Source organism: Neobacillus cucumis (assembly GCF_002860255.1).
GTDB classification, from domain to species: Bacteria; Bacillota; Bacilli; order Bacillales; family Cytobacillaceae; genus Neobacillus; species Neobacillus cucumis_A.
In genome coordinates this window covers 280,216-291,886 of the sequence record NZ_PGVE01000064.1, presented here as the reverse complement: position 1 = coordinate 291,886, position 11,671 = coordinate 280,216, and the positions used below count along the sequence as shown (strand labels likewise).

10 protein-coding genes and 1 pseudogene are annotated in these 11,671 nt (G+C 36.1%); 7 read left to right on the top strand and 4 right to left on the bottom strand.

Going from position 1 to position 11,671, the window contains the following annotated elements; all coding sequences use genetic code 11:
- The coding region (locus CVD27_RS17955; protein WP_101649259.1) for a LarC family nickel insertion protein at positions 1–612 on the top strand (612 nt) is incomplete at its 5' end.
- A 30-nt stretch (positions 613–642) separates the two neighbouring features.
- On the opposite strand, the gene CVD27_RS17950 is transcribed toward CVD27_RS17955, so the two are convergent.
- The 4 genes from CVD27_RS17950 to CVD27_RS17935 form a co-directional block, all read right to left on the bottom strand.
- Positions 643–921, bottom strand: a complete 279-nt coding sequence (locus CVD27_RS17950) for a hypothetical protein (protein WP_101649258.1) — start codon at positions 919–921, stop codon at positions 643–645.
- Between the two features lie 10 nt (positions 922–931).
- Positions 932–2,212, bottom strand: coding sequence for an ArsB/NhaD family transporter (locus CVD27_RS17945; RefSeq protein WP_101649257.1), 1,281 nt, complete (start codon positions 2,210–2,212; stop codon positions 932–934).
- Between the two features lie 177 nt (positions 2,213–2,389).
- Complete coding sequence (locus CVD27_RS17940; protein ID WP_180960338.1) at positions 2,390–3,502, bottom strand: metallophosphoesterase; 1,113 nt, start codon at positions 3,500–3,502, stop codon at positions 2,390–2,392.
- A 79-nt stretch (positions 3,503–3,581) separates the two neighbouring features.
- On the bottom strand, positions 3,582–5,765 hold the full coding sequence (locus tag CVD27_RS17935) for an MMPL family transporter (RefSeq protein WP_257984410.1): 2,184 nt from the start codon (positions 5,763–5,765) through the stop codon (positions 3,582–3,584).
- A gap of 219 nt (positions 5,766–5,984) precedes the next feature.
- Between CVD27_RS17935 and CVD27_RS17930 the strand changes: the two genes are divergently transcribed.
- From CVD27_RS17930 to CVD27_RS17910, 6 genes and pseudogenes are all read left to right on the top strand, one after another.
- Positions 5,985–6,923: a sugar-binding transcriptional regulator gene (locus tag CVD27_RS17930; RefSeq protein ID WP_180960337.1), complete on the top strand. Its 939-nt coding sequence runs from the start codon at positions 5,985–5,987 to the stop codon at positions 6,921–6,923.
- 135 nt (positions 6,924–7,058) lie between these two features.
- Positions 7,059–7,733 carry a deoxyribose-phosphate aldolase gene (deoC, locus tag CVD27_RS17925; RefSeq protein WP_101649254.1) on the top strand — a complete coding sequence of 225 codons (675 nt, stop codon included), beginning with the start codon at positions 7,059–7,061 and terminating at the stop codon, positions 7,731–7,733.
- A gap of 196 nt (positions 7,734–7,929) precedes the next feature.
- Positions 7,930–8,733: a pyrroline-5-carboxylate reductase gene (gene proC, locus CVD27_RS17920; protein ID WP_101649253.1), complete on the top strand. Its 804-nt coding sequence runs from the start codon at positions 7,930–7,932 to the stop codon at positions 8,731–8,733.
- A 226-nt stretch (positions 8,734–8,959) separates the two neighbouring features.
- Positions 8,960–9,571: pseudogene (locus CVD27_RS29110) on the top strand (response regulator); the annotation flags it as partial.
- 87 nt (positions 9,572–9,658) lie between these two features.
- Positions 9,659–10,579 carry a GGDEF domain-containing response regulator gene (locus tag CVD27_RS29105; RefSeq protein ID WP_374703083.1) on the top strand — a complete coding sequence of 307 codons (921 nt, stop codon included), beginning with the start codon at positions 9,659–9,661 and terminating at the stop codon, positions 10,577–10,579.
- A 1-nt stretch (position 10,580) separates the two neighbouring features.
- A complete protein-coding gene (locus tag CVD27_RS17910) occupies positions 10,581–11,621 on the top strand; it encodes a HEAT repeat domain-containing protein (RefSeq protein WP_101649251.1) in 1,041 nt (346 codons plus the stop codon).
- Positions 11,622–11,671: the final 50 nt, after the last annotated feature.

The window sequence follows — 11,671 nt, the reverse complement described above, 5'->3', positions numbered from 1 at the left end:
GGAGATGAACACCATCATCATGAGCATAGTCACAGCCATGGAGACGAGCACCATCATCACGAGCATGGTCACAGCCATGACCATGAACACCACCATCATCATGAACATCGATCATATAAAGATATCATTCAACTAATTGAAGCTGCTGATTTAGATAATCCTGTGAAAGAAACATCATTAAAGATATTTAAAAGAATAGGAGAGGCAGAGGGACTCATCCACGGGATTCCCTTGGAGAAAGTACACTTTCATGAAGTAGGTGCCATTGATTCAATAATTGACATAATTGGTGCGGCTATATTAATTCATCAATTAAAAATAGATGTCGTAAAATCATCACCGATTCCTGTAGGAACAGGAAGAATCCATATTGACCATGGAATCTATCCAGTCCCAGCTCCTGCTACACTTGAAATTCTAAAAGGAGTGCCGATTGAAAAATCAGACATAAGGGCAGAGTTGACAACACCAACTGGTGCGGCTATAATTGCCGTTCTTGCTGAGGAATTCGGGCCAATCCCTTCAATGAAAGTTTCATCTATTGGCTATGGGGCAGGAACAAAAACGTTTAAACAACATCCAAATGTACTTCGAGCGATCATAGGTAATTAATTTAAAAAGCTGCCAATGCCTGGCAGCTTTTTAAATCCATTTTATTTCCTTTAATAATTGTTGTTTAAACAATTGGATTATAAATTCATTGTAAAAATCATTTCTGACAATAATTTGATAATTGTTATGGGGATGCAAGTAAAAGTGAATATCCGTTAGAACTCTATTTTCATCAAAATATTGCCGTACCTTCAAAAGTTGTTTCTTTAGCTCGGTATCAAACAGCGTAATAATAAATTCTATATCCTCTCCATTAGTCGTTTCTTTTAGTTCGAGAAGATTTTTATCATATATATATGCGACTCGCATACGATCCCCCCTATATTAAGTATCTCAAATAAATATAAATAGTACAGATTATGATGGAAAGGATCATTAATGGAAAAGCTATTAAAATGAATTTTCCAAAGGTTATTGGGTGTCCTTCTTTTGCGGCCAGCCCTGCTACAATTACGTTGGCACTTGCTCCAATTAATGTCCCATTCCCTCCAAGGCAGGCACCAAGGGAAAGACTCCACCAAAGCGGTTCTAAATTATGAATTCCCAGTTCCCCCATATCTTTGATCATCGGAATCATGGTTGCTACAAATGGTATATTATCAATAAAAGCAGAGGCGATAGCACTAACCCAAAGAATTAATATTGACGTGGAAGTCACATTCCCCCCGGTTAAATGAACAGAATAATCAGCTAATAACGAGATGACACCTGTTTCAATTAAACCAGAAACCAGTACAAATAACCCAATAAAGAAGAAAATGGTTGTCCATTCTACCTTAACAAAGGACTTATCCAAATATTCTTCTCCTGTTAATAAAAGTAAAAGAAAGGCACCTGCTAAAGCTATTGTGGCTGATTCAATATCAAGCAATTGATGGAGAAAAAATCCCAAAATGGTTATGGATAAGACTATTAATGATTTGATCAATAGTTTTTTGTCCGTAATTTCTTCTTTTTCATCTAAATCCATCAAACTAGCCATTAACTCGTTAGAGGTTTTGAGCTGTTTCCGATAGATAAAGGCTAAAATACCAATATTAACAAATAAAATAACAAAGGATATTGCTGTTAAATTGTTAATAAACGCCATAAACGTTAACTCTTTTACGGCACTTCCCAGCATGATGTTTGGAGGGTCGCCAATTAAGGTAGAAGTTCCGCCGATGTTAGACGCAATAACCTCAGTAATTAAGAAGGGAATGGGATTTACCCGTAATTGCCTTGTAATACTAAATGTCACTGGAACCATTAGTAAGACAGTTGTAACGTTATCTAAAAAAGCTGAACCAAATGCTGTAATCACTCCAAGAGAGAGTAATATTTTCAATGGATCACCTTTCACTTTTTTTGCTGCCCAAATGGCGATATATTTGAACAATCCTGTCTCAGATGTAATCGCGACAATAATCATCATCCCTGTTAACAACCCAAGTGTATTAAAATCAATATGATGCAGGGCCTTTTCTTGACCCAAAATTCCTAAAAGGACCATCATGATTGCTCCTGCCATGGCGATGATTGTCCGGTGAATCTTTTCTGTGACTATAAAGGCATAGGTAATTAAAAAAACAACTATTGAGATAATTGCTTGTGTTGACATGTACGAACCACTACTCCTTATGTAAAAATGCAAAAAGGAGCCTGCTTTGTCAGACTCCACCATAAATAAACACAAATATTATATGTTTTATTGTATAAAACTATCCATGTGATGTAAAGAGACTTTTCCGATGTTTGTTTACCAGCTATTCTTTACCTTACCACAATTATCAAACAGTTAAAGTCCTAATTTTTTTATAAAGTCCACCATTTCCTCGTGTTCTTCTTTGACTAATTTATATAAACCTTTATCCGTTTTAACAAGAGACTTTCCATTCTCGTCAGCTATAGGTTTTGTATATGATTTTTTTGATTCTATTTGCCATCTTCCGGTCCGATGACCTAATTTAAGATCAATGATTCCGAGTCTGCTCCCAAAGGCAGAAGCCATCACAACTGGTTTTCCATTGATTAATCCAGACTTTAAATCAGTATGGGGAAGCCCTTGATAGACTTGACCTGGGAAGACGCTATGTGAATGGCCCGCGAGCACCACATCGATTTCAGGTATTTGTGTTAAGTAATAGACGGCGTTCTCTGTGTCTGAATGATAGGGCTCACTGCTGATCCCTGTATGGGCTAGGGCAATAATTATATCTGCCCCCTGGGCTTTTATGATGGGCACTAATTCCTTTGCTGTTTCAAGCATGGGTTTTGCAAACACTTTTCCTTCAAGATTGGCCTTATCCCATTTCATAATGTGCGTTGGCATAAGAGCTAGAACGCCAATGTTTAGTACATGTGATTCACCACTTTCATCAATTACATTTCTTTTTAAAATAGTATAGGGTTTAAAATATGGTTTATTTTTTTTAACTGAATACACATTCGCATTTAAAACAGGCATTTTTGCCCCTTTTAAGGCGGTCCTTAAAAAGCCTAATCCATAGTTGAATTCGTGATTTCCGATAGCTATCGCATCATATTTTAAATAATTAAATGCCCGATATACAGGATGTGTTTTTCCTTTATTCATTCCTCGGATTCTCGCCAAATATTCTCCGAGTGGGTTTCCTTTTAAATGGTCACCGTCATCAAATAACAAGGTATTCTTACTTTTCTTTCGTTCTTCACGGATGAGTGTTGCCGTTTTGACCAATCCTATTCGATTGTCTACTTTTGTTTGATAGTAATCATAATTCATCAAATCCGCATGTATATCAGTTGTTTCCAATATACGCAAATTCACCCATTCCTGACTGGCTGTTCCTGTCTCGGCTGCAACAGTAAGTGATGCGAAAGTAAAGAAAACAAGGAGAAAAGACAGAAATGATATCAATCTTTTTGTCACTAAGATTACCTCCTTCATGTCTTGATGTAAGGTAACCTTAGTATGTTTTTTTCTTTCTTATTTATCCGAGCCCATTTAATTAGGCTGGCTTTCGTTTGGGATTCTGTTGACGTTTAAAATGATAGCCGAATAACCACCAATTCCAATCACCCAATAGCTTCATGAGGGCAGGAACTAGAACCATTCTTACAATGGTTGCATCGATAAAAATGGCGATTGCTATACCTACCCCTAACTGCTTAACCGGCATTACCCCCGTAAAAGCAAATGCCCCAGTTACTACAATCATTATGGCAGCAGCAGAGGTAATAATTTTACTAGTATAGGTTAACCCGGAAATGGTTGCTAAGGTATTATCACCGGATTGAAGATAAAATTCCTGTATCCTTGAAATGAGGAAAACCTCATAGTCCATGGAGAGGCCGAATACAAGAGTAAAAACAAAAACAGGTAAAATTAAGGCAATATCTACAGGAGCTGTCCCTAAATGTCCCTGTTGAAAAATCCAAACAACTATTCCGAAGGTGCAGCCTAGGCTTAACACATTCATTAAGATAGCTTTAAGCGGAATTAATATAGAACGGAATGCAGTCATTAGTATAACAAATGTCGATAAGACAATTAATAAAAGTCCATACGGAGCCTTATGATAAATCTCATCAAAAATTTCTTGCTCAAATTTGATTGGGCCGCCAATAAAGAGCTGTATTCCAAGCTTTTTCTGTGACCAATTCTTTACCCATTGTCTTGCTTTCGCTGAATGTTCTCCAGTATTCAAATAAACCTCAATAAGCATTTTATTATCTCGGAAAAAGTATTCTTTTAAAGGAGTAAGCTGGGCAGCATTACCATGCTGTAGAAATTGGTACAGCTGATTTTCATTCCTTATTCCTGTTGCGGAAAATGGGGAAATAACAGTATGAACAAGATGATCCTTCTCAAGGTCATGAATAATGGGACTTATTTTTTTAAAGTTACTATACTGGATTACAGGCCCTTTTGTTTTTAATACAAAAGTAACCTTTTTCTCGTCTCGTTTTTCTTTAGCAATAAATTGCTCTTGAAAAGTTTCTAAGGCTAACCTTGATGGATACCTGGCTGGTAAGGAATCTGTACCAGGGATGGCTAATACCATTTGCCTTACTGGTATTAAACCAGCTAAAAGTATGGCAAGTGCCAGTGCGGCCATGATAATCGGGTGATTCATCACAGCTTTTGCCAATTGGTGCCATACAGTATTTTCCCGTTCCGTAACCGGGATTACACTAAGTTTATTAATGTTTTTTCCTAATAGTCCAAGTAATGCCGGCAACAAAGTAAGGGCTGAAATAGCAGCAATTAGGACAACTAGCATTCCACCTAGGGCCACATTTTGAAAAATGTCAATTTTAATAAACCAAAGGCCTGATAATCCAATAAACACACAAAGTCCGGAAAAGATAATCGATCGTCCAGCCGTATTTATGGTAATATTTAGTGCCTCTTGAATGGATTTGGACTGCAACTCTTCTTTGTAGCGGTTTATGAACAATAAAGCAAAATCAATACTTAAGGCAAGACCAATCATTGGGACAATATTTAGAATAAAGATTGTTAAATCGAAATGATAACTAAAGAAGTAAACAGTACCCATAGTGATTAGGATGGAAACGACTCCAATAACAATTGGAAGCGAAGCAGCAATAAGCCCGCCAAATGCCAGAACGAGTACGACTAATGCAATTGGGAGACCAATCATTTCCGCCTTCGCTAAATCCTCTTGACTGGCCACGTTTAAGTCCTGTACGATAATGGGCTCCCCTGTCATGGTGACCTTTAACCCATGTTTATTTCTAAGCACCTTTTTCAAGTTTGTAATTTCTTTACCGAGGCTCTCTGCCTTTTTGTCAAAAGTAAGCATCCCATAGGCATATTTATTTTTTAACATTCCTTCTTTGTCAAACGGAGACATTATATCTTTGGCGGAGTCAAAGTTATTTAACTTATTAAAGATGTCTTGAATAAACTCCTTAAATTCCTTTTCACTGATTGTTTTATCTTTTTCAAAAACAAGGATAATAGAAGATTTAGGGTCACCAAAATCTTTTTCAAGGATTTTTCTTGTTTGATTGTATTCTCCTTTGTACTCGAACCCATTTCCGCTTAAAACTGTGGGTAATTTAAGGGCAAAAAAACCAAAAATAAGAATAGCAAAAATCCAAATGAGCAGTATCCATTTTCGTTTATCGTATATGCTGCTCCCTAATCTCCCCAAGATATTCACCTCCTTAAAAGGAACTATTTCCTTATTATGTACTTAAGGCACTAGATTGCTGTCCTTGTTTTACCTAGTAAAATTTTCCTTTAACATAACTGAAATGCGTTTTAGATTTATTTGAAAAAATGTTCAAATTAAAAATTACAAATGTAAAATAAAATGAATTACTCGTAGGAAATTTGGTATAATTATAGAAAATTAATAAAAAATTTTAAGGTGATACTTTTGGAAAAGGATAAACTTAGTAAAGTCATTGAAGCTGCTAAGCTATATTATTTATTGGATTATAACCAAAATGAAATTGCCAAGGTATTAGGGGTGTCTCGTCCGACAGTATCACGTTTGTTGCAGCAGGCTAAAAGTGAAGGCATTGTTCAAATAAAGATAATGGATCCAACTGAAGATGTTGAAAATTTAGCCGTTCAACTAGAAAAAAAGTTTCAATTAAAAAAGGCGGTTGTAACTTCTATTCCTCAGTATGAAGACCATATTATAAAAAACTATCTGGGTGAGAAGGCTGCTGACTATCTTGATAGTATTTTAAAAGATGACGATATTATTGGGGTAACATGGGGAACCACTTTATATCATGTGGCAATAGAATTAAAACAAAAATTTGTGAGAAACGTAAAAGTTGTCCAACTTAAAGGCGGGATAAGTCATGCAGAAACGAATAACTATTCTTCCGAAATTCTTTATCTTTTCGGTAAAGCATATCATACCACTCCCCTAAATCTCCCCTTGCCGGCAATTGTAGACCATATGGTTGTTAAACAGGCAATGGAGGCAGATCGGCATATTCGGAAAACATTAGAAATGGGTAAGCAGGCTAATATTGCCATGTTTACAATTGGTTCAATTAATACAGACTCTTTATTATTTCAATTAGGTTATTTTACAGAAAATGATATGGAATCACTTAATGGCAAGGCAGTCGGAGATATTTGTTCGCGGTTCTTTGATAAGGACGGCCAGATTTGTAATGAAAGTTTGAATGAAAGAACCTTGGGCGTTAATCTTGATGAGTTAAGAAAAAAGGAATACTCCATCGTGGTCGCTGGAGGTCCCAAGAAAATAGATGGTATTTATGGAGCTTTAATTGGGAAATATGCAAATGTATTAATTACCGATCAATTTACTGCTAAATTCCTGCTTGATAAATAGCAGGAATTAAGGAAAATAATCAAGTGTTTACGTTTGTTCACATATTCATTTACAAATGTTCATCTAATTTGTTATAGTTATGAGGTCATAAAAGAATGGAAATGGTATAACTAAATCGTTAAGGGGGACTTTATAATGACTGAAAATATTATCAGGATGATTGATCATACATTACTAAAAGCGGATGCAAGCCGTGAAGAAATTATTAAAATTATCAATGAGGCAAAAGAGTATTTATTCGCATCAGTTTGTGTAAATCCGACATGGGTTAAAACAGCAGCTGACCTGCTTGCTGATACTCCTGAAGTAAAGGTATGTACGGTAATTGGATTTCCATTAGGTGCATCCACTTCTGAAACCAAGGCATTTGAAACAAAAAATGCAATTGAAAATGGTGCTAATGAAATTGATATGGTTATTAATATTGCTGCACTAAAGGATCAAAATGATAAATTAGTTGAACAAGATATCAGGGCCGTAGTTGAATCTGCAAAAGGTAAAGCTCTTGTAAAAGTAATTATTGAAACGTGTTTACTTACAAATGAAGAAAAGGTTCGAGCGTGTGAGCTTGCTGTTAAAGCAGGGGCTGATTTTGTAAAAACTTCAACAGGATTCTCTACAGGTGGAGCCACAGTAGAAGATATTCGTTTAATGCGTCAAACAGTAGGGCCTAATGTAGGTGTCAAGGCTTCAGGTGGAGTTAGAAGCCGTGAAGATGCCTTAGCCATGGTAGAAGCAGGAGCTACCCGCATTGGAGCAAGTTCTGGTGTTTCCATTGCAAAAGGGGAGCGTTCAAATAACAACTATTAATAATTTACAATATAACTATTGGCTCTATTAACCGATATTGTTGTTTTTTATACTTTGTTGATTGGAGCGGAAAGCGAGCGCCTGTAGCGGAAATCAACAGCCAAATTAACAGAGCCAAAATATTACGAGAAGCTATTTCTTTGGAATATCTTCTCTTTTTTATTTTAATAATATGAAATATTAAGGGATGAATATCATGACAAAAAAGATTGGTTTTATTGGGGCAGGGAAGATGGCTCAAGCCATGATTGCCGGATTGGTAAAGGCGAATGGAATAACTAGAGAAAACATTATGGCAAGTGCGGTTACTGAAGAGACTATACATACTGTATCTGAAAAGTACGGGATACTTACCACATTACAAAACAAGGATGTCGCAAGATTTGCTGATATTCTAATTTTAGCAGTAAAACCTGACCAACATGCAAAACTTATCGAACAAATAAAAAATGATCTAAAGCAAAGAGTCATCATTGTAACGATTGCGGCAGGTATATCATTAGAGGAAATTGAAACCTTATTTGGCTTCCCCGTTAAAGCTGTTCGAACCATGCCTAATACCCCTTCTTTAGTGGGAGAAGGCATGAGTGTACTCTGTCCCAATATACATATTAATGAAGAAGAGCTGTTAGCGGTCGAACGATTATTTCAATGCTTTGGTCAAACTGAGCGGTTGGATGAAAAGTTAATGGATGCTGTTCCGTCAATCAGTGGTTCTTCACCAGCGTATGTGTATATGTTAATAGAAGCAATGGCAGATGGAGGAGTACGGCAGGGCATCCCAAGAGATAAATCTTATCGGTTGGCAGCACAAGCGGTTCTTGGAGCTGCAAAAATGGTTTTAGAAACAGGTATGCATCCCGGAGAACTGAAAGATCAAGTTTGTACGCCTGGGGGCGCTACTATTGAAGCAGTTGTAACACTAGAAAGAGAGCAGTTCCGGGGGGCAGTTATATCTGCAATGGAGAGCTGTTCGGACAAGGCTAAAAATCTAGGATAGGACTAATTATAAGAGGGACTTCAAAAGGGAGTTCTTCTTTTTTATTTATGTCTATTTCTTTATTTACTAGAATTTGTGACACTTTTAAAATTTTTTCGCCTTTATTCGACTTTTTTCGTAGTATTTATTATTAATTAATAATACACTCAAGATAGACACAAACTTATAGCAGAGTAGTTAGAATCAGTATTCATTTACTCTTCGATCGATTGAGGTGCAGAAGTTAATGGACTTAAATAAATATAAAAATTTACTTATACAGAAGATAAAAAATCAACTATCCATGTGGTTCGAAACAGATAATGCTATCAGCTATTCAGAAGTTTTACGTTTTTTGGATTCCCTGCACGGCAGTGCAGGGACTTTACAGTTAGTGGGTCTTCACCAGCTTTCTGCCCTTCTTTTGGAACAAATTAAAGTGGAAGATGAACGAATATGGGAAAAAGCAGAGCTCCGTAAGTTTTTAAATGAATTAATCAGCCTGATAGATAAGTATGAAACCTTTTCTGAGAAGGAGGCCCTGCAACATAAAGAGCGTCGAAATGATGAAAGAGTACCGGTCATTCAAATTATTGATGATGATATTTCGATGCTCATTCTTCTCAAAAATCACCTAGAACAAAACGGGTGGGTGGTGGCGGCCAATACAGATCCTAAAAAGGCCATTTCTCAATATTACGACTTAAATCCAGACTGTGTGATTATTGATACGAACTTATCAGGAATCAATGGAATTAAGTTATTGGAGGATATTGAGAAGCATACGCACCGACATTTTGTTCCAAAAATCATAATTAGTCTGATGAATGAAAAGGAGACAAGATTAAAGGCGTACAAATTGGGAGCCGAAGATTTCATTGAAAAACCTATTGATTTAGAAGAATTATCTGTTCGCATTTCCCGTCATTTAAAGAGAAAGAAAGTATTGGATCAACTTGTATTAGTGGATGAGCTAACACAACTATATAATCGTAAGTTTTTACTCGATGTATATAATCGCTGCCTAAGGGATATTAAACGGAATAAACAACAATTCAGTATTGCTATCTTAGATCTTGATCATTTTAAAAGGATTAACGATTCATTAGGCCACATTCATGGAGATAAAATTCTTGCTGCATTTGCCTCCTTTTTGAAAGAACACACAAGAAGTTCAGATACTGTTTTTAGATATGGGGGAGATAAGTTTGTCATTATTTTCGAGAATGCCCATCAAATAGAAGTTGCTGAAATTGTTTCACGATTGTTAACAAAGTTTACAAGTATCCCATTCCATATAGAAGAAGAGAATCATTTAGTTACTTTTTCAGCAGGAATTTATACGATTCACCACCAAGAAGTTTCTCTGGAAACTGCTATTATGGCGGCCGAACAAGCCTTATATGCAGCAAAAACAAACGGCAGAGCACGAGTGGAAAATGCAAATAACTCCAAAGTTGAATTACCAAAAAGGAAGTTATTTGTTTCGATCATTGATGATGACCCAATTATTCGAACGATGTTAATTCGGATTCTAAACGTTATGGATTTTTCAACATTTGATATAAACTTAGCGGAATTTGGCGATGGAGTTCAGTTTTTTAATTCTAATAGATTAGAGCAAAAAGGAGAACATTTTTTAATCATTGATGGTGTTATGCCTGTGATGGATGGCATTGAAGTCTTACAAAAAGTCCAAAAAATAAAATATAGCCATAATATTCATGTTCTTATGCTGACCGGAAGAAGAAGTGAGGCAGATATTGAAAAGGCTTTGGCACTTGGAGCAGATGATTATGTAACAAAGCCCTTTAGCATTAAGGAGCTGCAGGCTAGAATACAAACGTTAATTAAAAGGATGAAATAATTTGTTTACAAGTGAGCTGCTGTTTCTTTCCATTCTAACCCTATCTCTTGTAGGAATACTTTTCATTTTATTGGGATATCTGACGATAAGGAAAACATTTGAGATTGAAAAGAATAAAAAAATAGAACAATACCGTGAAATTTATAATCCTCTAATTACTTCTATGTTAATTGAGGGTGTTTTTTCGAGGCAGCTGACTCCTGAAAACAGCCTACAACAAAAGGCAATAGAACAGCTCTTGAGCAGATATACCAAGGTCATTGAAGGGGCCGAGGAAAAAGAACATTTATCGAAGTTAGCTTCTATGTATTTAACTGATTATTATCAAAAACAGCTTCAAAGCCGCAAATGGAGTACTAGAATGAATACGCTTTATCATATTGAAGATTTTAATATAAAAAATTTATCAGAAGATGTTTTTAGGTTATTAAACAGAAATCGACTTTCACATCAAGAACTGGTTCATATCCTTCGAACACTAGCTTTATTTCAATTTAAGGGGTTATTCGACCTCTTAATAACTAAATATCAAGAACAACTCTCTGAATTTGATTACCGTCATATTTTGATTCCTTTAGAGCAGAAAAAATTTGATCAATATGTTCTCCATTTTCATACTGGAGGATTGCCACTTCAAAAAGCAATTATTGATGTTATTGCAAGTAAAAGAGAGGTTAGCTATATTTTTTTTCTCGAGAAGATTTTTTCAAGCTATTTAGGTGAAGTAAGGTTAAGGGCGTTAAAGGCATTGGCGGAAATTGGATATGTAAAAAATAGTGCTCCATACTTAGAACTTCTCTATTCGGATAAATGGGAAGAACGAATGGTTGCGGCCAAACTGATCGGTTTATTAAAGGAAGAAAAAGCAATACCAAGGTTAATTGAGCTTCTCCATGACCAAACTTGGTGGGTTCGCTCACAGGCAGGACAAGCCATCAGTCAATTTGCTTATGGGAAAGAAATCTTACGGAATGTATTAGAATCATCAACAGACACATTTGCAAAAGATATGGCCTGGGAATGGCTGCATAAAGGGGGATAAAGAGTTGCCAGTTATAGTTTGGGGAGATATTGTTTCAGCCTTTGGCTGGT